The sequence below is a fragment of the Burkholderia sp. NFPP32 genome, from assembly GCF_900119325.1.
Taxonomy (GTDB): Bacteria; Pseudomonadota; Gammaproteobacteria; order Burkholderiales; family Burkholderiaceae; genus Burkholderia; species Burkholderia pyrrocinia_C.
Window position 1 is genome coordinate 270,164 of record NZ_FPJP01000002.1, and the last position, 26,254, is coordinate 296,417.

The following is a 26,254-nucleotide window of genomic DNA, read 5'->3' on the forward strand; positions in this document are numbered from 1 at the left end:
CGGTTCCGCCGCAGCGGTCAGATCACGCTGAAGTGGTGCGTGCCGTCGCGCTTCAACTGGTCGACCAGCCCGTATTCCCAGTCGAGATACGCCTGCATCGCGGCAGCCGCATTGTCGGTGCCCTCGTACGGGCGTCGGTAGCGGTCGACGCGCGGCGACGCGAGCCGCGTCTCGCCGCTTTCGAGCGGCAATCCGGCATCGATCCAGGCGGCCGTGCCGCCGGTCAGCACCAAGATGTCGGCCGATGCCGGCAGCAGCGCGCGCGCGTCGTCCGCCGCGAACCGCGCGAGCAGGCTCGATCCGCACGTGAATACGTAGCGCTTCGCGGGCGGAATCGCCGCGAGCGCGTCGTGCAACTGCGCGCGCACGACGAACCAGGCACCCGGAATATGGCGCTTCACGTAGTTCGCGCTGGCCGTCACGTCGACGATCGCCAGTTCGCCGGGCGCCGCTTCCTTCAGCCAGCCCGCGAGCGTCGTGGGTGACACGTCGGTCGCGGGCGGCGGCGCCGGCACGTCGCGCGGCGGCTGGCCGCGCTCGCCGAACGCCGCCGCGCCGGCCGGTTCGACCACGCGCACGTCCCAGCCCATCTGTGCGAGCCACGACGCGGTCATGTCCGCGCGCACACCGTCGTCGTCGGCGAGCACGATCCGCGCGCCGCGCACGGCCGCGTGATGGTCAGTCTCCTGCACGAGCTGACCGCCCGGCGTGCCCAGGAAGCCCGGCAGGTGGCCGGCTTCGTATTCCTCCGGCGTGCGCACGTCGAAGCGGTACAGCGTGCGGCCCGGCTCGTCGAGCGCGGCGACATCCGCGAGCGCGATGCGCGGCACGCCGGCGCGTTCGGCCACCGCGCGTGCAGCCTGGCGAGCCTCGGCGCGCTGCGTCGCGTCTATCTCGTCCGGAAAGCGTCGCGCCGCGCCGCGCTCGAGCGTCTGGCCGGCGAGCGTCCAGCCGATCGTGCCGTTGCGCAGTGCCGCGACCGGGTTCGGCAGCCCCGCGTTGACCAGCGACTGCGTGCCGATGATGCTGCGCGTGCGGCCCGCGCAGTTGACGACCACCTGCGTGTGCGGATTCGGCGCGAGCGCGCGCACGCGCAGCACGAGTTCCGCGCCCGGCACGCTCGTCGAGGTCGGGATGTTCATCGTCTGGTATTCGTCGAAACGGCGCGCGTCGACGATCACGACATCGGCCTTCGCGTCGATCAGCGCCTGCACTTCCTGCGCGGACAGCGACGGCGTATGCCGCTCGGCCTCGACCCATTCGCCGAACGACTTGCTCGGCACGTTCACGTCGATGAACAGTTCGCCGCCCGCGGCCAGCCAGCCCGCGAGGCCGCCGTCGAGCAGCCGCACGTCGGTATAGCCGAGCTGCGCGAGCTTCGCGGCCGCGCGCGGCGCGAGATCCTCGCCGCCCGCTTCGCCGAACACGACGATCGGTGTGTCGCGGCGCGGAATCCGCGTCCACGCGTCGAGTTCGAGTTTCGACAGCGGAAAGTTGGCGGCCCACAGCGGGTGGCCCTGCGCGTACGGATCTTCCTCGCGTACGTCGATCAGCGCGAGCTCGTCGCGGGCAAGCAGGCGCGCGCGTACATCCTGGTACGACGCGACGGGAAAGCGGAAGGTGGAATCGGCGGATTGCGTCACGATGTCTCTGTCTGATTCTGTTGAAGTCGGTGAAGAAAGCGAAACGGATGAATCTCGGGCCCGCCGGTGCACGCTCGCAACGGGCCACGCCGGCGGGCGCTGCATCAGGCGTTCGAATAGCCCGACACGAACGGCTTCACGGTGCCGTCGTCCAGGTACACCGCGCGCTCGACCTTGCCGATGTTCGCGCCGTACACGTGGATGCTGATCGATACCTGGTCGTCGAATGCGTTGGTCACGCGATGGACGTCGCCGATGCGCGGCGACACGGCCTCGATCTCGCCCGGCTGCAGCCGCACGGCTTCGCCCGCCGGCACGGGTTTGCCCGCTTCGTCGAACCGGTACGGCTGCGAGAACTCGCCGCCGCGCAGCATCCCGATCAGCCCCCACACCGTATGGTTGTGGATCGGCGTCGTCTGGCCGGGCCCCCACACGAAGCTGACGACCGAGAACCGCTCGTCCGGGTCGAGATACAACAGGTACTGCCGATAGCGCGCGGGATCGGGCTGTGCGAACGCGTCGGGCAGCCAGTCGTCGTGTTCAACGAGCGCGGCCAGCAGCGCGCCGCCCTCGTCGAGGATGCGCGCCTCGTTCGCGCCGGACGCGAGCAGCGCGCCCAGGCCGTCGACGAACGGACGCAGCGGCGTCCGATGCAACGAAAGCGTACTCATCGGCTGCCTCCTCGAATATGATGCCGAATATGATGGATCGTCATGATGCACCCGAAAGACCATGCAGAACAAACATGAAAATTAGCGATATCGACGCTTTTGCAGCGGTCGTCCGCTGCCAGACCCTGAGCCAGGCCGCTACCGAGCTCGGGATGACGCAGCCCGCGATCACGCGGCGCGTCCAGAATCTCGAGGAAGCGCTCGGCGTGATCCTGCTCGATCGCAACACGAAGCCGCCGCGCCCGACCGACATCGGCCGGCAGGTATTCGAGCAGTGTCGCGCGATCCTGCGCGAAGTCGATGCGCTGCGCGAACTGACGGCCGGCCAGCAGCCGCCCGCCGGCGAATTCCGGATCGGGCTCACGCAGGGGCTCGGCGAACTGATGCTGCCCGCGCTCATCGCCGAACTCGCCGCGCAGTGGCCCGCGCTCGCGACGCAGGTCACGACCGCGTGGGGCGGCATGCTCGTCGAGCGCGTCGCACGCCGCGAACTCGATGCGGCGCTCGTATTCCTTGCGCGCGAGATGGTGCTGCCGCCGTACGTCGAAGGCGAACGGCTGCTGGCCACGCGGCTCGTCGCGGTCGGCCGCAAGGGCGACTGGCCGCGCCGCAGCTACCGGCTCGCCGATTGCCACGCGCGCGGCTGGGTGCTCAATCCCGACGGTTGCGGCTTTCGCGCGGGCCTGCGGCGCGCGCTCGACGCGCAGGGCCTGCCGATGCCGGTCACGCTCGACGCCTACGGCCGCGACCTGCAACTGCAGAGCGTCGCGAACGGCTTCGGCATCGGGCTGATGCCGCAGCCGCTCGTCGAAGGCAGCCCGCTGCGCGACGCGCTCGAGATCGTGCCGCTCGCCGATTTCAAGCCGCAGATCGATCTGTGGCTGCTGCGCCGGCACGATGCCGCGCGCTTCGACGCACCGCTCGCGGCCGTCGCCGCGCATGCGCGCGCGGCGTTCGCGTTGCCCGAGCAGACGCACGGCAAGGCTGCGTGACCAGACGGGGCGGCGTCTGCTTCGCGCCGCCCTGTTCGTTTCCCCCGCAGCGCTGCACCGCTCACGCATCGTTTCGGCTGCGTTCGACCTCGTTGCGCGACGCCCCGCGCGCGTCCGCTTTCGTGTCACCCCGACTCGCCGCCTCGAGCACCTCACGCCCCGCCGTCACCGCGATCGCGTCGTCCTGCGGCGTATGCACGCGACTGCACAGCACGTCGCGATAGTGGCGTTCGAGCGGATTGCCGCGGCTCAGCCCGTGATTGCCCGACAGCTTCAGCGCCTGCTCGACCGCGCGGATCGCGTGCTCGGTCACGGTCCGCTTGACGAGGCCGCTCGTCGTGACCGACGGCGCGTTGCCGGCGTCGGCGCGTGAGATGTGATCGTCGAGCAGCACGCGGTTCGTGTACAGCCAGCCCTCGATTTCGCCGACCGCTTCCTGCACGCGCGGCAGCGTCGCGAGCGGCGCACCGAGCCCGCTCGGTGCACGCGTCGTCGCGAATCCGAGCAGCCAGTCGCGCGACGCGCGCGCCACCGCGTCGTACAGACTGCCGAGCAGCGCGACCATCCACGCGTGCTGGTCGGCGTGCGCGTCGGCATCCGCATGAGTCCCGGCCGATACGGCCCACGCATGCGGCGCGCGCACGTCGACCGCGTGGTCGGCCGGCAGCCGCACATCGTCGAATACCACCTCGTGACTGCCCGATGCGCGCAGGCCGAGGTGATTCCAGCTTTCGATCACGCGGATGCGGTCGCCATCGGCATCACGGTCGCGCGGCACGAGAAACACGCCGACCCGCGGCTCCGGTTCGTCCGTGCGCGCCCACACGGCCAGCCAGCGCAGCGCGGGAATCCCGGTGCTGTACAGCTTGTGGCCGGACAACCGCCAGCCGTCGCCGTCGCGGCGCGCGACCGTCTCCGGCAGGCCGCCGCGCGACGGCGAACCGAGCGCCGGCTCGACGCGCAGCGCGTTGATCAGCGCGCCTTGCGCGACCGCACTGTCGAACACCGCGCGCCGCACCTGGGCAGGCCAGCGGCTGTCGGCACGGCCGAGCGCGCGATGCTGCAGATACGTCATCGTCAGCACCAGCGCGGTCGCCGGATCGGCGCGCGCGACGGCGGCCACGATCCGGCTCGCCCGCGCGAGCGTCGCGCCCGCGCCGCCGTGTTCGCGCGGCACGACCTGCGCGATCAGCCCCGCGCGATGCAGCCGTGCGAAGTTCTCGTGCGGAAAGCGGCCGTCGACGTCGTTGCGCGTGGCGTCGGCGGCGAGTTCGGGGGCGAGGCGGTCGAGCAGCGCGGCGACGCGCGCGTCTTCTGCATCGTCGTCAGCGGCGTCGGCAGGCAGAAGGCGCAGCGAAGGCTGCTGCGGCGTCGGTGAGGAAGCGGCAAGGCTGGCGGACATCGGTACGGATTCCCTGGATAGCTCGGTCACGGGCAACACAAAACGTAGATCGGCCGGCGAATGGCGAGGCGGCACGTCGGACAGGCGGCGATCCGCTGCGGCACCGCGAACCTCCGGCGCCGCAAGCGCATCCGGCATCCGCATCATCCGAAGCGAACGGCCTGACGCCCGCGCCACGCGCAGCCGGCTGCCGACATCCCCGCGCGACGCCCTGCCGGCTCCGCTCCGGTTCGATCGCGAACCCACAGCGTATGCGCAACCCACAGCCACCCAAACCATGCAAATCTGATATTCAAATCGGGATTGATTATTTCCATTCCGCATGATCGCGGCGTTAACCTGCGCTCCATTCTTGCCCGGCCGTGCGCCGGGCCATCCCTGCACCGGAGACCCAGATGAGCGTCGAATTCATCGGCATGATCCAGAGCCAGAAGCAGTCGGAAATCCACCCGCCGTCCGGCCCCGTGGTCGATCCCGACTATGTGCGCGACTTTGCGCGCGCCCATGAAACGGCCGGCTTCGACCGGATCCTCGTGCCGCATCACTCGACCGGCCCGTCGGCGACGCTGACGATCGCGTTCGCGGCAGCCGCGACCGAGCGCATCCACTTCATGCTCGCGCATCGCCCGGGCTTCACCGCGCCGACGCTTGCCGCGCGGCAGATCGCGACGCTCGACCAGTTCAGCCGCGGCCGGCTCGCCGTGCACTTCATCTCCGGCGGCTCGGACAGCGAGCAGCAGCGCGACGGCGATTTCCTCGACCACGACGCGCGTTATGCGCGTACCGACGAATACCTCGGCATCCTGAGGCGAATCTGGACCGAGGCACAGCCGTTCGATCACGACGGCGCGCACTATCGGTTCAAGCAGGGTTTTTCGGAAGTGAAGCCATTCCAGCAGCCGCACGTACCGATCTACTTCGGCGGCGCATCGGAAGCCGCGCTCACGGTGGCCGGCAAGCACGCGGACGTCTACGCGCTGTGGGGCGAATCGCTCGACCAGGTGCGCGACCTGACAGCGCGCGTGCGCGCCGAAGCCGCTCGGCACGGCCGGCAGGTACGTTTCTCCGTGTCGTTCCGCCCGATTCTCGCCGCGACCGAGGACGAAGCGTGGGCGCGCGCGCATCGCATCCTCGACGAAACGCGGCGGCTACGCGAAGCGGCCGGCCTCGGCGCCGGCGGTCCGCAGCAGAGCGAAGGCGCGCGCCGCCTGCTCGCCGCGGCCGAACGCGGCTCGCGCGTCGACAAGCGGCTGTGGACCGAGATCGCGAAGCTCACCGGCGCGCGCTCGAATTCGACGGCGCTCGTCGGCACGCCCGAACAGGTCGCCGATGCGCTGCTCGACTACTACGACCTCGGCGTGACGACGTTCCTGATCCGCGGCTTCGATCCGCGCGAAGACGCGATCGACTACGGCCGCGAACTGATTCCGCGCGTGCGCAGCGCTGTCGCGGAACGCGACGCGGCACGGCGCGCCGCATGACCCCAACGGAGCCGCACGCCATGTCAGCCGTCCTCGCCACGCCCGTCCGTACCGCCTCGGGACTCGTGCTCGCCGAAGCGCCGCGCCAGCATTTCTGGTTCGACCCGCCCGCACCGCGCATCGACGTCGCCGCCGAACGCCGCCACCGGCAGGAGCGGCTCGCGGCCGCATTCCGCCTGTTCGCGCGCTACGGTTTCGCGTCGGGGCTCGCCGGCCACATCACCGCGCGCGATCCGGAGTTGCCCGACCATTTCTGGGTGAATCCGCTCGGCGTGCATTTCTCGCAGATCAAGGTGTCCGACCTGCTGCTCGTCAACGCGCAGGGCGAAACCGCGATCGGCACGCGGCCGCTGAACAAGGCCGCGTTCGCGATCCATGCGGCGATCCACGAAGCCCATCCGCACGTCGTCGCCGCCGCGCACACGCATTCGACCTACGGCAAGGCGTGGTCGACGCTCGGCCGCCCGCTCGATCCGCTGACGCAGGACGCGTGCGTGTTCTACGAGGATCACGCACTGTTCGACGACTTCACGGGGATGGTCGTCGACACGAGCGAAGGCGCGCGGATCGCGCACGCGCTTTCAAAACCGGACGGCAGCACGCACAAGGGCGTGATCCTGAAGAACCACGGAATCCTGACGGCCGGCCCGACGGTCGAGGCCGCCGCGTGGTGGTACATCGCGCTCGACAACGCCGCGCACACGCAGTTGCTGGCCGAAGCGGCCGGCACGCCGCAGCCGATCGATCATGCGACGGCCCGCCATACGCATAGCCAGATCGGCGGCCCCGAAGGCGCACTGCATGCGTTCGACAGCCTGTTCGCGCGCGTCGTCGCCGACGAACCCGACCTGCTCGACTGAGCGCCTTTCCGCAAGACCGGAGACCAGACCATGACCCACCCCACCGCACCCGCGCCGGCCATCGCGCACGACGACAAACGCCGCCGGCTGCTGCGCGCGGCCGGCGCCGCCGCGCTCGCCGCGCCGGCGATCACGCTCGGCCGCAAGGCCTGGTCCGCGCCGCCGCTGAAGAAGCTCACGTTCGCGTGGAACCAGAACGCGTTCTGCCTGACGCCGATCGTCGTCGCGCAGGAGCGCGGTTTCTTCGAGAAGAACGGCCTGAAGGTCGACCTGATCAACTACAGCGGGTCGACCGACCAGTTGCTCGAATCGATTGCGACCGGCAAGGCCGACGCGGCGGTCGGGATGATCCATCGCTGGCTGAAACCGCTCGAAGCCGGCTTCGACGTGAAGATCATCGGCAGCTCGCACGGCGGCTGCGTGCGGCTGGTCGGCGCGAAGGCGGCCGGCGTCACAACGTTGCAGGCGCTGAAGGGCAAGACGGTCGGCGTCAGCGATCTCGCCGCGCCCGGCAAGCATTTCTTCTCGATCCTGCTCGCGAAGAACGGCATCGATCCCGAACGCGACATCACGTGGCGGCAGTATCCGGCCGACCTGCTCGGCGTCGCGGTCGACAAGGGCGAGATCCACGCGATCGCCGACGGCGACCCGAATCTCTTTCTGCTCGAGAAGCGCAGCAACGGCGCGTATACGGAACTCGCGACCAACCTGTCCGGCGAATACGCGCGCAAGGTGTGCTGCGTGATCGGCGCGCGCGGCGATCTCGTGCGCAACGACCGGCCGGCCGCCGCCGCGCTCGCGCGTTCGATCGTGCAGGCCACCGAGTTCACGCACGAGAACCCGAACGAAGCCGCGAAGGTATTCGCGAAGTACTCGCCGAAGATCAGCCCCGACGACCTGCGCAAGCTGTACGCGACGCTCACCTACACGCATCACCCGACCAACGTCGACCTGCAGCAGGAAATCGCGTTCTATGCGGACGATTTCCGCCGCATCAGCGTGCTGAAGAAAAGCACGGACCCGCAGCGCTTCGCGCAGCAGGTCTATGCGAACGTGCTGGGGTGACGCGATGTCGACGATCGAACCCGCTTCCGCCGCGCGCGCTGCATCGGTACCGGCCGGCGGCGCCGCTGCCTCCACTGCGTCCGCCCGCATCGCCTGCCCGGCCTGCGAAGCCACGCTGGCGGCCGCCGCCCGCCGCGCACGCACCTGGCCGACCGGCATCGTCGCCGCGTTCGCGTGGGCCGCGCTCGGCGCGCTCACGCAACTGTGGCCGAACCGCGTCGTCGGCTTCACCGACTGGGCATACACGGACACGTTCGGCACGGCGGCATGGACGATCGCCGCGTTGCTGCTCGTCGTCGCGACGCTCGGCCATTTCGTTCCCGCGACGCGCACGCGGCTCGCGCGCGTGCGTCCGGCCGGACCATGGCTCGTCGCGCTGCCGCTCGTGCTCGCCGCATGGGAAATCGTCACCGCGAAAACCGGCTGGCTGCCGACACCGTTCTTCGCGCCGCCGCAGGCGCTGATCGAGGTGTATGTCGACGACTGGCCGCGCCTGCTCGGCAGCGCCGGCAACACGCTGAAGCTGCTCGCGCTCGGGTTTGCGTACGGCGTCGCGGTCGGCTTTGCCGTCGGCGTATCGATCGGCTGGTCGCGCCGGATCGGCTACTGGGTGCATCCGGTGCTGCGCGTGCTCGGCCCCGTGCCGGCCACCGCGCTGCTGCCGCTCACGTTCTACTTCTTCCCGTCGAGCTATTCGGCCGCCGCGTTCCTGATCGCGCTGTCGACCGGCTTCCCGGTCGCCGTGCTGACGTGGTCGGGCGTCGCGAGCGTCAACAAGCAGTATTACGACGTCGCGCGCACGCTCGGCGCGAACGCGCGCTTCCTGGTGCTGCGCGTCGCGATTCCGGCCGCGCTGCCGCACGTGTTCGTCGGCATCTTCATGGGGCTGAGCGCGTCGTTCACGGTGCTGGTCGTCGCCGAGATGATGGGCGTCAAGTCGGGGCTCGGCTGGTACCTGAGCTGGGCACAGGGCTGGGCATCGTACGTGAACATGTATGCGGCGCTGATCGTGATGGCGCTGCTGTTTTCCGGGCTGATCGCGCTGCTGTTCGCGGTGCGCGACCGCATGCTCGCGTGGCAGAAAGGAACCGTCAAATGGTAAGCGCCGCCGTACTCGAACCGTCCGTTTCCGCTTCTCCCGCCGCTTCGTCGACCATCACGGCGCCGCGCGGCGCGCGCATCGACATCCGCCGCGTGAGCCATGCGTTCGACGGCCCCGGCGGCCCGCTGCCGGTGCTCGACGACGTCACGCTGTCGGTCGCGGCCGGCGAATTCGTCGCGCTGCTCGGCCCGAGCGGCTGCGGGAAATCGACGCTGCTGCGCCTCGTCGCGGGCCTCGACGCCGCACGGCAAGGCACGATCGCGCAGGACGGCGTACCGATCGAGCGCCCCGATCCGTCACGCATCGTCGTGTTCCAGGACCCGACGCTGTACCCGTGGCGACGCGTGCGTGCGAACGTCGCGCTCGGCCTCGAAGCGCGCGGCGTGGCGCGTGTCGCGCAGCATCGCGTCGACGATGCGCTCGAACGCGTCGGGCTGCAGGAATTCTCGAACGTATTTCCGCATCAGTTGTCCGGCGGGATGGCGCAGCGCGTCGCGCTCGCCCGTGCGCTCGTCAACGATCCGCGCCTGCTGATTCTCGACGAGCCGCTCGGCAAGCTCGATTCGCTGACGCGGCTCACGATGCAGGCCGAGCTGACCGCGCTGTGGCAACGCGACGGGTTCTCCGCGCTGCTCGTCACGCACGATGTCGAGGAAGCGCTGTTTCTCGCGCAGCGCGTGATCGTGTTCGGGCCGCGTCCGGCACGGATCGTCGCCGAATTACACGTCGACCTGCCCTACCCGCGCCATCGCGGCGACCCGCGCCTTGCCGAACTGCGCCACGATGCGCTGCGGCATCTCGGGCTGGATGCGAGCTGGTAGATGCAGGGTGTCGTTCGACGCTTGGCCGCCGCGCGGCGGGAACGCGGCGGATGAACACGCCGCCGTTCTCCGACTGGGCGCTCGCATTCCTGCAACTGCTGTATCGCGCGCAAGTCGCGTTGGCGCGCGTGCTGCACGCACTCGGCCTGACCGGCGACGCCGACGGTCAGGCCGCATGGCCGTGGACACACCGGATCGCGCTCGAGACGCTGCGCATCGACGCGGGACTCACGCGACAACTCGCGTTCGCCTGTACGGCGACGGCGCTGGCCGTCGTGCTCGCCTGCATCGCGCTCGCTTCGCGCAAACGGCGCTTCGCATCCGCGATCGCCGCGCTCGCCGTTGCATGGTTCGCACCGTGGCCGCCGTCGTCGCTGTGGCTCGCGCCCGCCGTGCCGACGAGTTTCCAGCGCGATCCCGCGCCGTTTTCGGTGACGAACGTGATGCGCGGCGCGCATCTGTATGCGCAACACTGCGCGGCCTGCCACGGCGCGGACGGCCGTGGCGAAGGCCCGCTCGCGGCCACGCTCGAGCACTGGCCGCCGACCTTTGCCGGCTCGCTGCTCGCCCGTCGCCTCGACGGCGAACTGTTCTGGCGCGTGCGCCACGGCACGCACGACGAACACGGCGCACCGACGATGCCCGGCTTCGCCTCGACGCTCGGCCCGCAGGACACGTGGGCCGTGCTCGACTACCTGAAAGCGCTCTCTGCAGGCAGCGGCGCGCAGGCCGAAGGCGCGTGGCCCGTGCCCGTCCCGCTGCCGGCGCTCGACGTGCGTTGCGGCAGCGCCGCGCCCCAATCGCTCGATCGCTGGCGCGACGGCCAGCGCGTGCGCATCGTCGCGCTCGCGCCGGGTGCCACGCCACCGCCGGAAGATGCGCGCTGGCAAACCTTGCTCGTCACCGCACTCGGCGCGTCCGTGCCGCCGGCATCTGGCACACGTGCGAACTGCGTTGCGGCGACGCCCGATGCATGGCTCGCGTTCGCGACGATTGCCGGCGTCGCACCCGACGCGCTCGGCGGCACGCAACTGCTTGCCGACCGGCGCGGCTGGCTGCGGGCACGCGCGCTGCCGGGCAGCGCCGGCTGGTCGGATGCCGACCTGCTGTGTCGTTCCGATGCCGCTGCGCGGCCGGCCGCGGCCGCCGCGAACGGCGACCCGCTGACCGCGCTGCTGCTGCGCGTCGACGCGGAACCCGTACGCGACGTGCAGGCCGGGCTCCCGCACTGATTTCCCGAACCTCTCTTTCGATCGACCGAACTTCACGATGAATCCGACCCGACGCCATTTCCTCGCACAGGCGAGCGCCCTCGCCACGATCGCCGCGGCACCGGCCGCGCTGCGCGCGCAATCGGGCGCACGGCCGCTGTTGCGCGCCGGCGACCAGAAAGGCGGGCTGCGCGCGCTGCTCGAAGCGGCGGGCGAACTGAACGGCCTCGCGTACGACATCGCGTGGACCGAGTTCCCGGCCGCCGCGCCGCTCGCCGAAGCACTGAACGCGGCCGCCGTCGATTGCGGGCCGATCGGCGATGCGCCGGTAATCTTCGCACTCGCGTCGGGCGCACGCATCAAGGTGATCGGCGCGAACCGCTCCGATCCATACGGCACGGCCGTGCTCGTGCGGCCCGACGCGGCGCTGAAAGGCGCGGCCGACCTGAAGGGCAAGCGCATCGGCACCACACGCGGCTCGATCGGCCATTTCGTCACGTTGAAGGCGCTCGACGCAGCCGGCCTGCCGCCCGATGCCGTGTCGTTCCGCTTCCTGCCGCCGGCCGACACGATGCTTGCGCTCGCAACCGGATCGATCGACGCATGGGCGACGTGGGAGCCTTACACGGCGCTCGCCGAAACGAGCGGCCGAGCGCGCGTGCTGGTCAACGGCCGCGGGTTGTGGTCGGGCCTCAGCTACATCGCGGCGACCGACGCCGCGATCGCGTCGAAGCGCGACGTGCTGCACGATTTCCTGCGGCGTGTCGTGCGCGCCCAGGCATGGTCGTACCGGCATGTCGACGCGTATTCCGCGGCGCTCGCACGCATCATCGGCATTCCACCGGCAGCCGCGAAGCTGCAGTTCGAGCGCCGCAACACGCGCTGGCTGCCGATCGATGCGACGGTGATCGCCGAACAGCAGCGCACGGCCGACTTCTATCTGAAGGCCGGGCTGCTGCGCCAGCCGCTCGACGTGCGCACGACCTTCGACGCGGGTTTCCCGCTCGCATGACCGGCCGCCCGGCGGTACGCAACCGCCCGAACGGCGTCGGCACGATCTGGCACAATCGCGCTTTGATCCTCCACGTCATTCGAAGCCAGCGCCATGCCAGCCATCAGCGAACTTTTCGTCTACCCGATCAAATCCTGCGCCGGCATCGCGCTGCCGCGTGCTCAACTGCTCGAAACGGGCCTCGCATACGATCGCCACTGGCTGATCACCGATCCGGACGGGCAGATGATCACGCAGCGCACGCACCCGCGCCTCGCGCTGATCCGCACCGCACTCGACAGCGATGCACTCGTGCTGAACGCACCGGGCATGCGCGAGATCCGCACGCCGCTCGACGGCGACGTGACGCCCGCCACGCCGAAAATGGCCGCGACCGTCTGGCGCGACACGGTCGACGCGATCGACACGGGCGCCGAAACGGCCGCATGGCTCACCGAATTCCTCGGCATGCCGTTGAAGCTCGCGCGCTTCGGCGCGGACGCGCGCCGCGGCTGCAACCGCAAATGGACGGGCGAGATCGATACGCACACGCAGTTCGCGGACGGCTATCCGTTGCTCGTGATCGGCCAGTCGTCGCTCGACGACCTGAACGCGCGGCTCGTCGCGAAAGGCGCGCCGGCGATCCCGATGAACCGCTTCCGCCCGAACATCGTTGTGTCGGATCTCGATGCATACGAAGAGGATTTCGTCGAACACCTCGACACCGACGGCGCCACGCCGGTGCGACTGCGCCTCGTGAAGCCGTGCACGCGCTGCCCGATGCCGACGATCGACCAGGTCACCGGCGCGCCCGATCCCGCATGGCCGCACGAACCGACCGACACGATGCAGACCTATCGCGCGAACCCGAACTTCAACGGCGAGTTGACGTTCGGCATCAATGCGATCGTCGTGCGCGGCGCGGGCAGTTTCCTGGAAATCGGGCAGGCACTCGACGCGGAAATCGGCTTCGGCGACTGATAGACCTGCCATGCAGACTACCGGGCCTGCGTGCACACGCGCCGGCAGATCGAGCCTACCGCTCGCCATCGACAAAGTGCCTGACCAAGGGCGAAAGCGTGCACGTCGTCTACGACGGCTCGGGGCCAAAGACCTTTTGGGGATCGCTCGACGTGCCGCGCCCGTCGGGAACCCTCTGCCGGTACGTTCCGGTGCGTGGCGGGCCGGGGCGCGATCGTCGTCGACGGGCCCGCGGCATCGATGTGCTGCCCCCTGTGCCGCAGTATGGCGGGGCCAGCCATCGATTTAAAATGTGACGCACGCGGTAATTTTCCGCAATGCGTCACCGGGACGAAATGATTCAACCCTGAAATTCAGTTGATGCTTTATTCATAAATAATATCGATCATTTATTTTTGAATCTCCAATTCGGTGAGTACTGCATCGCTCACCGTGATCGTTTCATCCGGAATTTTCGGATCGAGATAGATCGTATAGTTCGCCGTTCCGGTTTTCGAATTCCGCGGTGTAACCGAGCTCAAATCCAGCAACGGGAATGGCGCCGGCGGAATGCCATGCCAGTTGGCGACGGAAACCAATCCAATGTAACCGTGCAAGTGCATCCAGAAGGTCCGCACCAGATTGCTGTGCCCCCCGCCTTCCTTTGACGGAAAATTCCAGTAATTCCCGCGAATCGCGATTTTTGTCGGTGCTGGCCGTTGGCTCCAGACCACCAAACCCGGACCTTGCACGGAGCCGCTGCCCTCCGGCAGTGAGGCTTGCACGCCTTCTGTATTGAAAGCAGCGGCGAAGGTGATGAGCGGTGCCTTTCCGTTCCCGGACGTGACCTGCCCTCCGCTTACCTTGAATTTCACGACAACAATTTCCGGCAGGACATCTTCATCGAGTGCTGTAGCCATGATGTGGCTCCCTTTCAATAATCTGAAATTTCGATTCACCCCTAAATCATCAAGACGAGGCCGCGCATTAGACGGCCAATTTATCGTAGGTATAAAGATTCCGCTTTTGTAGCTGTCAAAAATAGCAGCGTGTTACGACGACATTAAAATAATCGGAATTGTCGATTTAATTATTCCTATTTCTGCAGCTCTGCATCGAGCGCCACCGGCAGCCACACCGTCACGACCAACCCGCCCCCGGGCGCATCGCCCAGCGCCACCCTGCCCTGATGCACACGCGCGATCTCGCGCACGATCGACAGCCCGAGCCCCGTCCCTTCGACCGTCTGCGTCTTGCTGCCGCGATGGAAGCGCTCGAATACCGCGTCGCGCTCGTCCGCCGGAATACCCGGCCCGTTGTCGATGACGTCGAGCCGCGCGTGCTCGTCATCGCGCGATACGCGCACCGTAATCACCGCGCGGTCGCCCGCGTAACGGATCGCGTTGTCGATCAGGTTGCCGATCATCTCGCCAAGCAGGTCGGACTGCCCGTGCACGTCGATATCGGCCTCGTGCTCGAAGCCGATATCGATGTCACGCGAGCGTGCGACGGGCGACCAGTCGAGCGTCACGCTGCGCGCGACGCGATGCAGCGCGACCGGCTTGTGCGCGACCGCATGGCCGCTGTCCGAATCGAGCCGCGACAGCGACAGCAGTTGCTGGACGATCTTCGCGGCCTGCCGCACCGCGCCGTTCGCGCGCCGCAGGTGACCGTTCGCGCGCGGCTGCTCGTCGGGCCGCAGCGCGAGCTCGACGCCGGCCTGCACGGCCGCGAGCGGCGTCTTCAACTGATGGGCCGCATCGGCAAAGAAGCGGCGCCGTGCGACCTGCATCCGCTGCGTGCGGCCGATGTACTGGTTGATCGAATCGACGAGCGGCGCAAGCTCGCTCGGCATCGCGCCGGTGTCGAGCGGCGTCGGGTCGTCCTCGCTGCGCGCGGCGACCGTCGCCGACAGCCGGTTCAGCGGCCGCAGCCCGCGCCCGACGCCGAGCCACACGATCCCGAGCGCGAGCACGACGAGCAGCCCTTCCTGCAGCAGCGAGCCCACCAGGATCTCGCGGGCGAGCGCCTGGCGCGCCTCGATCGTTTCGCCGACCATCACCCACACGATGCGCGACTGCGCGGTCGGCACGTCGTGCACCGGTATGCGCAGCGCCGCCATCCGCAACTGCTCGCCGCGATAGACGACGTCGTAGTAGCGCGTGACGAACAGCGCGCCGTCGCCGGCGTCACGCCCCTGCGGCAGCGGCAGGTCCGGATAGCCGGTGATCGTGCGGCCATTGTCCTCGCGGATCAGGTAGTAGATCTTGCCGCCGTCGCTCGATTCGAGCATTTCGAGCGCGAGATACGGCAGGTCGACCTCGATCTCGCCGTCGTTGAGCCGCACGCCTTCGCGGATCGACTTCAGCGACGACGACAGCGTGCGGTCGAACGCGACGTGCGCGGCGCTCATCGCGCGCTGGTACGTGAGCCACGAGTCGAGCGCGAGCAGGCCGAGCAGTGGCAGCAGCAGCCACAGCGCAACCTGCGTGCGCAGGTTCGGGCGGGTCACCATGGCTCCCGCCGGGCCGCCCCAAGGAAGCCGTGCACCCCCTTGGAGGGCGGCGAACAAACGTGAGCGTGGGGGCAGTCGCTCATACGGCCTTCGCTTCGAGCAGGTAACCCAATCCGCGCAGCGTGACGATCGCGACGCCCGTGTTCTCGAGCTTCTTCCGCAGCCGGTACACGTAGATCTCGATCGCGTCGGCGTTGACCGACTCGTCGAGCCCGAAGATCTTCTCCGACAGCGTTTCCTTGTTGATCGCGCGGCCGTTGCGCAGGATCAGCACCTCGAGCACCGAGCGCTCGCGCGGCGTGAGCGACAGCGGTTCGCCCGCGAGGTGGAAGCTGCGGTCGATACTGTCATACGAAAGCGGCCCGCATTCGACGCGCGAGTGCTCGTGGCCGAGGCTGCGCCGGATCAGCGCGCGGGCGCGCGCCTCCAGTTCGGTCAGCTCGAACGGCTTCGCGAGATAGTCGTCGGCGCCGAGATCGAGCCCCTTCACGCGGTCCTCGACCGATCCGTGCGCGGTGAGGATCAGCACCGGCACCGGATTGCGCCGCGCGCGCAGCCGCCGCAGCACCTCCAGCCCGTCGAGCTTCGGCAGCCCCAGATCGAGGATCACCAGCGCGTAATCCTGCGTGCGCAGCACGTGGTCCGCCGCCTCCCCGTCCGCCATGTGATCGACCGCGAAGCGCGCGGCGCTCAGCGCGTCGTTCAGCGACTGGGCCAGGTTCGGATTGTCTTCGACGAGCAGCACACGCATGGGGATTCCGGTAAGGTCAGCAACAGGCCGCTACATTACATGATCCTTTCCATGTCGACGCCTCGCGGAAACACCTGTTGCGCCGCCGGCGCAAGCCCGTATCACCCGGCCTGCCCGATCTGCGCTCACCGCTCGGCGGCCGGCAGGCTCTCCGTGGCAAAGTGTCGGCCGTCGGCGGCGCTCCGCTCGCGAAGGCCGACCACCACCACCAGGAACGCGACGCTCGAGCAGACGGTGACGAGAATCATCGGGCGGGCGGTGCCGTCCGACAGCCATGCCAGCACGCCGCCGCACGTGGCCGTGATCGCCATCTGGATAAAGAAAAAGAGCCCGGACGCCGTGCCGGCGATCTTTGTATACGGCTGCATCACCGCGAACTGGCAAGCCGGAATCGTGATCCCGACGGTAATCATCACGACGAACACCGGCACGACGAGGGCCGCCACCGCCGTGGTGGCGATCGCCCCGCAGCCCCACAGCGCGGCGGCGCCGACCAGATTGACGGCAGCTGCCGCCGCGATGACCGAATCGGCTTTCCAGCGGCCGCTGGCCCGAGCGAATACGCTCGAGCCGATCAGGTAGCCGAGCACGGTCAGGCCGAAGATCGCCGCATAGACCGGGCCGGACACACCCATTTGCCGCTGAAACAGCGTCGACGATTCCGCGATGAACGGATAGTACGTGCAGTACGCGAAGCTGATGGCCAGCGAGTAGCGCAGGAAACGGCGCTCGCGCAGCAGGCCCGCATACGTCCGCAGGAGCCCGCGGCTCGGCGCCGGCCGCACGTCGTATTCGCGGGTCTCGGGCAGGTAGCGCAGCACCATCGCCGTCGCGATCAGCCCGCCCGCCGAGAGACACCCGAACACGCCGCGCCAGCCGAGCCACGCGGCGACCGCGCTGCCGGCCAGCGGCGCAATCACCGGCGACAGCGCCATGCCGGCCGAGATGCGACCGAGCATCGTGGCCTGCATCGCGGTCGGAAAGCGTTCGCGCACGATGACGCGCCCGATCACCGTCCCGCTGCAGCCGCCCAGCGCCTGGAAGATGCGCGCGGCGATGATCGCAGGGATGCTCGTCGACAACGCGCAGGCGACGCTCGCGATCGCATAGACACACAGGCCGCCGACGAGTACCGGACGGCGGCCGTATCGATCGGACAACGGCCCCGACACCAGCATCGACAGCGCATACCCGACCATGTAGAGGGTCAGCGTGAGCTGCAACTGGGCGTCGCTGCCGTGCAGCGCATCAGCCATCGCAGGCAGCGACGGTAGGTACGCATCGATCGTGACTCGCGGCAGGCACACGACGAGCATCAACAGGAACAGCCAGCCCCATTGGGGCAAGGAACGTGTCTTCATGCGGTGAGTCCGTCTCCGGTCGAATGGGTGTGGTTGGCGTGGTCGACAGCAATCTAAGGGGAAAGTGATATAAGCTGAAGGACCATTAAATCGAACAACTACTGGACCACTATGCCGCGAGGCAAAGCCGCGATTCCGCTTGATCTGCCGTGCCCTTCCGGGCTGTCGACCGGCAGCCCGCAGTCGAAGCAGGCGTGCATTGCCGACGCGATTCGCGACGCGATCCTGAAGCGCCTGCTTGCCGGCGACAGCCCACTGCCGTCCAGCCGCACCCTTGCCGTGCGCTGGGGCGTCGCACGGGGAACCGTCGAAGCGGCGTACGACCTGCTGTGCTCCGAGGGCTACATCGCACGCACGCGCGGCTCCGGGTCGCGGGTCTGCGCGGTGGTGCCGGACAGCTATCTGCGCGCGGCCGCGCAGCCTCGCCACGGCCCCCCTCATCAACCCGACACACCTCGCGCGCCGGCCGGCGCGACCGATGCGGCCGCGCCGGAACATGGCGTACGCCCCGGCGTCCCGTTCGTCGCGCGGCTCGCCGATCCCGACCTGATGCCGATGCAGCAATGGAAGAAGGCGCTCGGGGCAAGCCTGCTTGCCGCGACGGCGAACGACCTCGGGGCGACGCCTGCGCAAGGCGTCGAAAGCCTGCGCGCCGAAATCGCCGCGTACCTGCGGGAATACCGCGGCATCCCGTGCGACGCCGGCGACATTTTCATCACGACCGGCATCCGGCATTCGATCGATCTCGTCGCGCGAACGCTGCTTACGCCCGGCTCGACGGTGCTGATGGAAGATCCCGGCTATGCGTCGGCCTGGCAGATTTTCACGATGGCCGGTGCGACCGTGATCGACGTGCCGGTCGATCGGGAAGGGATCGACACGTCGTCGCTGGATCGCCATCCCGGTGCGCGCGCGGCGTACGTGACGCCCGCCCATCAGGCGCCGCTCGGCGTCACGATGTCGGTGTCGCGCCGGCTCGAACTGCTCGACTGGGCGCAGCGCAACCGGGCATGGATCATCGAGGACGACTACGACGGTGAATTCAGCTACCAGGCCGCTCCGCTACCGGCGCTGAAATCGCTCGACGCATGCGATCGCGTGATCTACTGCGGCTCATTCAACAAGACGCTGTTCTCGGGGCTGCGCATCGGCTTCATGGTCGTGCCGGCGGAATTGCGGCCGATGCTGTCGGCCGTGTGGCATGCGACCGCGCGCTCCGTCGGCGTGGCACCCCAGCTCGCGCTGGCCCGCTTCATCGGACACGGCGACTTTGCGAAGCACCTGCGCGCCAGCCGCCACGCGTACCGTCAGCGGCGCGACATCGTGCTCGACCAGTTGGCGAAGCACGCCGGCGTGCAGTACACGGTGTCTGGCGAGCACGCGGGATTTCATTTCGTGCTGTGGCTGCCGCCTGGGATGGACCATGCATCGTACGTCGCGCAGGCCCACGCGGCCGGCATCGCGTTGCAGACGATCCGCGGATTCTGCCGAAGCGCCGAGTGCGAAGCGGGCGTCGTCGTCGGGTATTCGGCACTGACGGCCGCGCACGCGCGGCATGGCGGCCGGATCCTCGGCGAGTTGCTGGCGCAACCCGCATAACCGTCATCGCCGCGTCCCACGGCGACTCGCCCCCCTCCCGTCAAACCGCCTCGCGCGCCGCGAAAACCGCGGCCTCCGTCGTTTCGACCTCGGGAAATCCATGACACAAACGACGCGATTGTGAACCGGAATGAAAGCAGGCTGAAAGTGCCTCGCAATTAACATCCGCGTCACTCGAACAACATCTATGGGTAACTGGAGGAAGACATGCCGTTTGCACCGAAGCACCTCGCCGCCGCGCTGGCGATCGTCCTGGGCACTGCCGCCGGCAGCGCCGTCGCGCAGGTTCCGGCCGGGTATCAGGGTAACTACCAGGGCGTGATCGACGCCGCGAAGAAGGAAGGCAAGCTGATCGTCTACTCGACGACCGACACGGGCCTCGTGCGTCCGCTGATCAAGGACTTCGAAAGCCTGTACGGCGTGAAGGTCGAGTACAACGACATGAACAGCACCGAGCTGTACAACCGCTACATCAGCGAGAACGCGGCGAGCAGCACCAGCGCCGACGTGCTGTGGAGTTCGGCGATGGACCTGCAGGTCAAGCTCGTCAACGACGGCCTGATGGCGTCCTACGATTCGCCCGAAAGCGCGAACGTGCCGCAGTGGGCGCAATACCAGAAACAGGCTTACGGCACGACGTTCGAGCCGCTCGCGATCGTCTACAACAAGCGCCTGATTCCCGAAAACGAAGTGCCGAAAACGCGCGCCGACCTGATCAAGCTGCTCACGTCGCAACCCGACAAGTTCAAGGGCAAGGTCACGACCTACGACGTCGAGAAATCGGGCGTCGGCTTCAACGCGCTGACGCAGGACGCGCACCTGAACGAGAAGGTCACGTGGGAGCTCGTGAAGGCGATCGGCGCGACCGGCCCGAAGCTGCAGTCGAGCACGGGCGCGATGATGGAGCGGATCTCGTCGGGCGAGAACCTGGTCGGCTACAACATCATCGGTTCGTACGCATACGCGAAAGCGAAGAAGGACAAGTCGATCGGCTACGTGTTTCCGAAGGACTACACGCAGATCGTAAGCCGCCTCGCGACGATCTCGAAGAAGTCCAAGAACCCGAACGCCGCGAAGCTGTGGGTCGACTACCTGCTGTCGAAGCGCGGCCAGACGTTGATCGCGGACCAGGCGAACCTGTATGCGATCCGCACGGACGTCACGGGCGAAACGTCGGCCGCGAGCCTGACGAAGGAGCTCGGCGATTCGCTGAAGCCGATCCAGATCGGCACCGGCCTGCTCGTCTATCTCGACCAGTCGAAGCGCCTTGCCTTCCTGAAGCAATGGCAGCAGGCGATCAAGCGCTGATCCGCTGACTGCCGGCCGCCCGCCGCGCATCGCGCGGGCGGCCCCTTCCCCTTACCGACTTCCTAGAGGCGGCCATCCGGATGGCCGCAGGGGCGAACTCATGCTTTCAACCAGCACACGCTCAACGGCGCCGGCCGTTGCGCCCACCACCGGCCAGCGCGGCGCGATTCCCCCGCTGCCGGTCAACAGCCTGCAGCCGCTCGCCGGCATGCTGCGCTGGATCGTCGTCGCGGTACTGACCGTCGCCGTCGCGCTGCCGCTCGGCTTCATCCTGTTCCAGAGCCTGTTGTCCGCGCCGTTCTTCGACGCGAACAAGACGCTCGGCATCGAAGGTTTCCGCTTCATCTTCAGCGATCCCGACTTCTGGTCGGCCGTGAAGAACTCGTTCATCATCGCCGGCGGGATGCTGTTCATCTCGATCCCGCTCGGCGGCATCCTCGCGTTCCTGATGGTGCGCACCGACCTGCCCGGCCGCCGCTGGCTCGAACCGCTGCTGCTCACGCCCGTGTTCGTGTCGCCGATGGTGCTCGCGTTCGGCTACGTGGTCGCGGCCGGCCCGGTCGGTTTCTACTCGGTGTGGTTCAAGGAATTGTTCGGGGTGCAAAGCGTGCCCTGGAACGTCTATTCGATATTCGCGATCACCGTGATCGTCGGCCTCACGCACGTGCCGCACGTGTATCTGTATTCGTCGGCCGCGCTGCGCAACCTCGGCTCGGACGTCGAGGAAGCCGCGCGCGTGACGGGCGCCCGCCCGTTCCGCGTCGCGCTCGACGTGAGCCTGCCGATGACGATGCCCGCGCTGCTGTTCGCCGGCGTGCTGGTGTTCTTCCTCGGCTTCGAGGTTTTCGGACTGCCGCTCGTGCTCGGCGATCCGGAAGGCCACCTCGTGCTCGCGACCTACCTGTACAAGCTGACCAACAAGCTCGGCGTGCCGTCGTATCACCTGATGGCCGCGGTCGCGGTGTGCATCGTCGCGATCACGTTCCCGCTCGTGCTGCTGCAGCGCCGCCTGCTGAAAACCGCCAACCGCTTCGTCACGGTGAAGGGCAAGGCCGGCCGCGCAACGGTGCTGCCGCTCGGCGTGTGGCGCTGGGTCGCGCTCGCGATCGTCGCGCTGTGGCTGATGCTGACCGTGATCGTGCCGATCTCGGGCATCGTGCTGCGCGCGTTCGTGACCAACTGGGGCGAAGGCGTCGCGCTCGCCGAAGTGCTGACGCTGTCGAACTTCATCGAGCTGTTCGAGCAGGACAACCTGGTGCGCGCGATCGTCAACACGCTCGGCATCGGCGTGATCGGCGGCGCGCTCGCGGTCGGCTTCTACTCGCTCGTCGCGTTCGCCGGCCATCGCCGCCCCGACTGGGCGACCAAGCTGCTCGACTATCTGGTGCTGCTGCCGCGCGCGGTGCCCGGCCTGCTCGCCGGTCTCGCGTTCCTGTGGATCTTCCTGTTCGTCCCCGGCCTGCGCGAGCTGAAGAACTCGATGTGGAGCATCTGGATCGCATACACGGTCGTGTGGCTCGCATACGGGATGCGGCTCATCCAGAGCGCGCTGCTGCAGGTCGGCCCCGAGCTCGAGGAAGCCGGCCGCAGCGTCGGCGCGACGCGCAGCCGCGTGTCGCTCGACGTGACGCTGCCGCTCGTGCGCTTCGGCCTGCTCGCCGCGTGGCTGCTGATCTTCATGATCTTCGAGCGCGAATACTCGACGGCCGTCTACCTGCTGTCGCCCGGCACCGAAGTGATCGGCGCGCTGCTCGTGTCGCTGTGGGCGACCGGCGCCGTCGACCAGGTCGCCGCGCTTTCTGTCATCAACATCGCGATGGTCGGCGCCGGTCTCGGCGTGGCCCTGCGTTTCGGAGTGAAACTTCATGGATAAGCTCATCGTCGACGATCTGCATCTCAGCTACGGCGCCAATCCGATCCTCAAGGGTGTGTCATTCGAACTGAAGGCCGGCGAAGTCGTGTGCCTGCTCGGTGCATCGGGCAGCGGCAAGACCACGCTGCTGCGTGCGGTGGCCGGCCTCGAACAGCCGTCCGACGGCCGCATCCAGCTCGACGACCGCGTGTTCTTCGACGGCGCGAAGCGCGTCGACCTGCCCGTCGAGCAGCGCTCGCTCGGCCTCGTGTTCCAGTCGTACGCGCTGTGGCCGCACCGCACCGTCGCCGAGAACGTCGGCTACGGGCTGAAGCTGCGCCGCGTCGCACCCGCCGAACAGAAGCGCCGCGTGCAGAGCGCGCTCGACCAGCTCGGCCTCGGCCATCTCGCGGAACGCTTTCCGCATCAGTTGTCGGGCGGCCAGCAGCAGCGCGTCGCGATCGCGCGCGCGCTCGTCTACAACCCGCCGGTGATCCTGCTCGACGAGCCGCTGTCGAACCTCGACGCGAAGCTGCGCGAGGAAGCGCGTGCGTGGCTGCGTGAGCTGATCGTGTCGCTCGGGCTGTCGGCACTGTGCGTGACGCACGACCAGACCGAGGCGATGGCGATGTCCGACCGCATCCTGCTGCTGCGCAACGGCCGCATCGAGCAGGAAGGCACGCCGGCCGAGCTGTACGGCGCGCCGCGCTCGCTGTACACGGCCGAGTTCATGGGCAGCAACAACCGGATCGACGCGCGTGTCGCCGCGATCGACGGCGAATGCGTGACGCTTGCCGGCGACGGCTGGGAAATCCGCGCGATGGCGCGCGACACGTTCGCGCCGGGCCAGGACGCGCAGGCCGTGATCCGCCTCGAGCGCGTGCAGGTCGCCGACGGTCCGGGCGCGAACCGGCTGCAGGCCGACCTCGTCACGTCGATGTATCTCGGCGACCGCTGGGAATACCTGTTCCATTGCGGCGACATGCGCCTGCGCGCGTTCGGCCACGTGCCGCGCGCGGCCGGCAAGCACTGGCTCGAATTCCCGACCAACGACTGCTGGGCGTTCGCGAAAGCGGGCTGACCCGATCGCGGCGGCCCGCGCGCCGCCGTGCCTGTTTCACCCAACCCACAAGAACCAAGGAGACACCGTCAATGAAGTCACGCGCAGAACGTTCGATTCGCACAGTAGTCCTCACGAGCTCGGCCGCCGCGGCCTGCGTCGCCGCGCCCGCCGCGCACGCGCAGTCGTCCGTCACGATGTACGGGATCATGGATGCCGGCATCGAATACACGAACCACGCGGCGCCGCAGGGCGGCAACTCGTTCAAGCTGAAGTCCGGCAACAAGAACACGTCGCGCTGGGGCCTGCGCGGCGTCGAGGATCTCGGCGGCGGGCTGAAGGCGATCTTCCGCCTCGAAAGCGGGATCGATCTCGCGAACGGCGCCTTCGACGACGGCCCCGACTCGATCTTCGCGCGCCGCGCGACGGTCGGCCTGAAAGGCAAATGGGGCGAACTGTCGCTCGGCCGCAACTTCACCGTCACATACGACTACATGCTGCCGTTCGACCCGATGGGTTACGCGCAGAACTACTCGTGGGCGACCTCGTCGATGGCGACGGGCGGCCGCAAGGACGGCCTGTTCACGCGCTCGTCGAATGCGGTGCGCTACGACGGCGAATTCAGCGGCTTCAAGTTCGGCGCGCTGTACGGCTTCGGCAACGTGCCGGGCAGCGTGAAGACCAGCTCGAAATACGATTTCGCGCTCGGCTACGAGACCGGCCCGTTCGCGGCGGTGGTCACGTTCGACCGGCAGAACGGCGCGGCCGACAGCGTCACGCCGGCGGATACGGTCAACTACATCCAGGGCATCCACGCGGGCCTGAGCTACGACTTCGGCAACCTGAAGACGATGGCCGGTTATCGCAATTACAAACGCACGTTCCGCACGACGGCGGCGAACCAGTTGAGCGACATGGTCTGGGTCGGCGGGTCGTACCAGTTCACGCCGACGTTCTCGCTGATCGCGGCCGTCTATCACCAGAACATCAAGGGCGGCACCGACGCCGATCCGACGCTCGTGTCGCTGCGCGCGAACTACGCGCTGTCGAAGCGCACGGTGCTGTACGCGGCCGGCGCGTTCGCGATTGCGAAGCACGACCAGAAGGTCGGCGTGTCGCGCGATTTCGCGGGATACGGCACGACGCAGGTCGGCGTGACGGCGGGGATTCAGCAGCGGTTCTGAGCCCGACGCGGCCACCCTGCTTTCCCCCCACGCGCGGCGGCATCACGACGGATGGCCGGTCGTCGCCGCGCGGCTCGTTCATCGCGCTGCGTCCGGCCCGCTGCGGTTCGGTCGCCGCTCACGCGCCGTGCATCATGAACACCGGACGCACGAGACTGTTTGCATCGCCCCAGTGTTCGCCGACAGCCGACAGCGGCACGGTGCGCGTCTCGATCGTCAGCCGCGCCGGGCCGGCCGCGTCGAACACGCCGCGCACGGAGTCCAGCAAACGCGGCAGCGGCACGCTGCCGAGGCCGCTGCCCATCAGTTCGATTGCGGTTGCGCGCAGCACCGCGCCCGGCAGCAGCACGTCCGCGCCGCCCATCGAGCCGATCTGCACGAAACGCAGCCGGCGGCCATCGGGCGCCGCCTTCGCCGCGGCAACCAGCAGCGTCTGCGCGCTGGCACCCCACAGATAGTCGAGCACGACATCCACGCCCGCGCGGAAATGCGGTTCGAGCGCGCGCGCCAGATGCGTATCGTCCTGCTGCAGCGACACGACGGCGTCCGCGCCGGCGTTCAGCAAAGCGTCCAGCGCGGCCGCGTTGCGGCCTGTCGCGATCACCTTCGCGGCGCCGAGATGCTTCGCGATCCGCACCGCCAGCCGGCCCGACGTGCCCGTTGCGCCGTTGACGAGCACCGTCTCGCCCGCGACGAGCCGCGCGCGTTCGGTCAGCGCGGCCCACGACGACATCCCGGGAATCGCGATCGCCGCGGCCGTCACGTCGTCGAGCGCGGCCGGCAGCGGCACGCACTGCGTGTCCGGCACGATCGTGCGTTCAGCCATCGCGCCGAACGGCGCGGGGGCACCGAAGAAATAGACGCGCTGCCCGTCGTCGCGACGGCCGACGCCATCGACGCCCACGACGAACGGGTATTGCCCGCCGGACGAATAATGCGTGCCCGAGGCGCGCCCCTGCGCCAGCCGGCTCAACGCGGATGCCGTCACGTCGACCAGCCGGTGGCCCGGCGTCGCGCGCGGCTCCTCGAATTCCATATAAACGGGGCGCTCGCCGGCGCCCTTCACGACTGCGGCTTTCATGGTGGCTCCTTGATTCGGGGGATCTCGATCGACGGTTGCGGCGGACGTCAGCGTGCGTCGAGCCACGCGCGCAGCGCCGGATCGCGCACTTCCATCACGTCGAACAGGCCGAGCGCGCGCAGCGCGGGCAACGCATCGATCGCGTCGGCTTCCGCGCGTGCCCGGTCGGCGGGCGTGGCGCCGGGATCGGTCAGCACGCGCGCGTTGACCAGGAACGCGCCGACGGTGCCCTTGCGGATCGTCGTTCCGCCGGCATCGATCCGGTCGGCATGGTCGGGAAGCATCTGTTCGGCTCGCATCGCGTCGTACTCCGGTTGTCATCGAAGAACGCAGTGTAGGCGTGC

At 68.4% G+C, this 26,254-nt stretch carries 23 protein-coding genes; 14 read left to right on the forward strand and 9 right to left on the reverse strand.

All coding sequences use genetic code 11. The features are described from left to right. Positions 1-17: 17 nt before the first annotated feature. Together BT264_RS05555 and BT264_RS05560 are read right to left on the reverse strand one after the other, a co-directional pair. Entirely contained in the window at positions 18-1,643 is a 1,626-nt protein-coding gene (locus tag BT264_RS05555; protein ID WP_072436687.1) for a rhodanese-related sulfurtransferase, read from the reverse strand. A 104-nt stretch (positions 1,644-1,747) separates the two neighbouring features. Then, on the reverse strand, positions 1,748-2,314 hold the full coding sequence (locus BT264_RS05560; RefSeq protein WP_072436686.1) for a cysteine dioxygenase family protein: 567 nt from the start codon (positions 2,312-2,314) through the stop codon (positions 1,748-1,750). Positions 2,315-2,331: 17 nt separating this feature from the next. Between BT264_RS05560 and BT264_RS05565 the strand changes: the two genes are divergently transcribed. After that, positions 2,332-3,306 carry a LysR family transcriptional regulator gene (locus BT264_RS05565; RefSeq protein WP_177318340.1) on the forward strand — a complete coding sequence of 325 codons (975 nt, stop codon included), beginning with the start codon at positions 2,332-2,334 and terminating at the stop codon, positions 3,304-3,306. A gap of 61 nt (positions 3,307-3,367) precedes the next feature. Here BT264_RS05565 and BT264_RS05570 read toward each other — a convergent pair whose 3' ends face one another. Continuing rightward, positions 3,368-4,708 carry an acyl-CoA dehydrogenase family protein gene (locus tag BT264_RS05570; RefSeq protein ID WP_072436685.1) on the reverse strand — a complete coding sequence of 447 codons (1,341 nt, stop codon included), beginning with the start codon at positions 4,706-4,708 and terminating at the stop codon, positions 3,368-3,370. A 395-nt stretch (positions 4,709-5,103) separates the two neighbouring features. On the opposite strand from BT264_RS05570, the gene BT264_RS05575 reads away from it, so the two are divergent. From BT264_RS05575 to BT264_RS05610, 8 genes are all read left to right on the forward strand, one after another. Beyond that, complete coding sequence (locus BT264_RS05575) at positions 5,104-6,189, forward strand: LLM class flavin-dependent oxidoreductase (RefSeq protein WP_072436684.1); 1,086 nt, start codon at positions 5,104-5,106, stop codon at positions 6,187-6,189. Between the two features lie 20 nt (positions 6,190-6,209). Continuing rightward, a complete protein-coding gene (locus BT264_RS05580) occupies positions 6,210-7,049 on the forward strand; it encodes a class II aldolase/adducin family protein (RefSeq protein ID WP_072436683.1) in 840 nt (279 codons plus the stop codon). 30 nt (positions 7,050-7,079) lie between these two features. Beyond that, positions 7,080-8,114 (forward strand): ABC transporter substrate-binding protein, encoded by a 1,035-nt coding sequence (locus tag BT264_RS05585; protein WP_072436682.1) that lies wholly within the window; start codon positions 7,080-7,082, stop codon positions 8,112-8,114. Between the two features lie 4 nt (positions 8,115-8,118). Then, positions 8,119-9,216, forward strand: a complete 1,098-nt coding sequence (locus BT264_RS05590) for an ABC transporter permease (protein WP_072436915.1) — start codon at positions 8,119-8,121, stop codon at positions 9,214-9,216. After that, on the forward strand, positions 9,210-10,037 hold the full coding sequence (locus tag BT264_RS05595) for an ABC transporter ATP-binding protein (RefSeq protein WP_072436681.1): 828 nt from the start codon (positions 9,210-9,212) through the stop codon (positions 10,035-10,037). Before BT264_RS05590 ends, BT264_RS05595 begins: the two co-directional genes overlap by 7 nt. A 50-nt stretch (positions 10,038-10,087) precedes the next feature. Continuing rightward, positions 10,088-11,269, forward strand: coding sequence for a c-type cytochrome (locus tag BT264_RS05600; RefSeq protein ID WP_072436680.1), 1,182 nt, complete (start codon positions 10,088-10,090; stop codon positions 11,267-11,269). Between the two features lie 37 nt (positions 11,270-11,306). Further along, a complete protein-coding gene (locus tag BT264_RS05605) occupies positions 11,307-12,260 on the forward strand; it encodes an ABC transporter substrate-binding protein (RefSeq protein ID WP_072436679.1) in 954 nt (317 codons plus the stop codon). A gap of 93 nt (positions 12,261-12,353) precedes the next feature. Continuing rightward, positions 12,354-13,220 carry an MOSC domain-containing protein gene (locus tag BT264_RS05610; RefSeq protein WP_072436678.1) on the forward strand — a complete coding sequence of 289 codons (867 nt, stop codon included), beginning with the start codon at positions 12,354-12,356 and terminating at the stop codon, positions 13,218-13,220. 389 nt (positions 13,221-13,609) lie between these two features. On the opposite strand, the gene BT264_RS05615 is transcribed toward BT264_RS05610, so the two are convergent. The 4 genes from BT264_RS05615 to BT264_RS05630 all read right to left on the reverse strand — a co-directional run bounded on the left by BT264_RS05615 (position 13,610) and on the right by BT264_RS05630 (position 17,826). Continuing rightward, the gene (locus BT264_RS05615; protein ID WP_072436677.1) at positions 13,610-14,119 is read right to left on the reverse strand and encodes a hypothetical protein; all 510 of its coding nucleotides are present in this window, start codon (positions 14,117-14,119) and stop codon (positions 13,610-13,612) included. 176 nt (positions 14,120-14,295) lie between these two features. Next, positions 14,296-15,714, reverse strand: coding sequence for a sensor histidine kinase (locus BT264_RS05620; protein ID WP_177318339.1), 1,419 nt, complete (start codon positions 15,712-15,714; stop codon positions 14,296-14,298). Between the two features lie 79 nt (positions 15,715-15,793). Continuing rightward, positions 15,794-16,465: a response regulator gene (locus tag BT264_RS05625; RefSeq protein ID WP_047903423.1), complete on the reverse strand. Its 672-nt coding sequence runs from the start codon at positions 16,463-16,465 to the stop codon at positions 15,794-15,796. Between the two features lie 125 nt (positions 16,466-16,590). Further along, positions 16,591-17,826 (reverse strand): multidrug effflux MFS transporter, encoded by a 1,236-nt coding sequence (locus BT264_RS05630; RefSeq protein WP_072436676.1) that lies wholly within the window; start codon positions 17,824-17,826, stop codon positions 16,591-16,593. Between the two features lie 111 nt (positions 17,827-17,937). On the opposite strand from BT264_RS05630, the gene BT264_RS05635 reads away from it, so the two are divergent. The 5 genes from BT264_RS05635 to BT264_RS05655 all read left to right on the forward strand — a co-directional run bounded on the left by BT264_RS05635 (position 17,938) and on the right by BT264_RS05655 (position 24,829). Then, positions 17,938-19,425 carry a MocR-like pyridoxine biosynthesis transcription factor PdxR gene (locus tag BT264_RS05635; protein ID WP_072436675.1) on the forward strand — a complete coding sequence of 496 codons (1,488 nt, stop codon included), beginning with the start codon at positions 17,938-17,940 and terminating at the stop codon, positions 19,423-19,425. Between the two features lie 207 nt (positions 19,426-19,632). After that, a complete protein-coding gene (locus BT264_RS05640; protein WP_072436674.1) occupies positions 19,633-20,733 on the forward strand; it encodes an ABC transporter substrate-binding protein in 1,101 nt (366 codons plus the stop codon). Between the two features lie 100 nt (positions 20,734-20,833). Further along, a complete protein-coding gene (locus tag BT264_RS05645) occupies positions 20,834-22,606 on the forward strand; it encodes an ABC transporter permease (protein WP_072436673.1) in 1,773 nt (590 codons plus the stop codon). After that, a complete protein-coding gene (locus BT264_RS05650) occupies positions 22,599-23,666 on the forward strand; it encodes an ABC transporter ATP-binding protein (protein ID WP_072436672.1) in 1,068 nt (355 codons plus the stop codon). Before BT264_RS05645 ends, BT264_RS05650 begins: the two co-directional genes overlap by 8 nt. A gap of 71 nt (positions 23,667-23,737) precedes the next feature. Then, complete coding sequence (locus BT264_RS05655) at positions 23,738-24,829, forward strand: porin (RefSeq protein ID WP_072436671.1); 1,092 nt, start codon at positions 23,738-23,740, stop codon at positions 24,827-24,829. Between the two features lie 118 nt (positions 24,830-24,947). Here BT264_RS05655 and BT264_RS05660 read toward each other — a convergent pair whose 3' ends face one another. Both BT264_RS05660 and BT264_RS05665 read right to left on the reverse strand, forming a co-directional pair. After that, a complete protein-coding gene (locus BT264_RS05660) occupies positions 24,948-25,910 on the reverse strand; it encodes a quinone oxidoreductase family protein (RefSeq protein WP_072436670.1) in 963 nt (320 codons plus the stop codon). A gap of 47 nt (positions 25,911-25,957) precedes the next feature. Continuing rightward, complete coding sequence (locus tag BT264_RS05665) at positions 25,958-26,209, reverse strand: hypothetical protein (RefSeq protein WP_034179673.1); 252 nt, start codon at positions 26,207-26,209, stop codon at positions 25,958-25,960. Positions 26,210-26,254 lie beyond the last annotated feature (45 nt).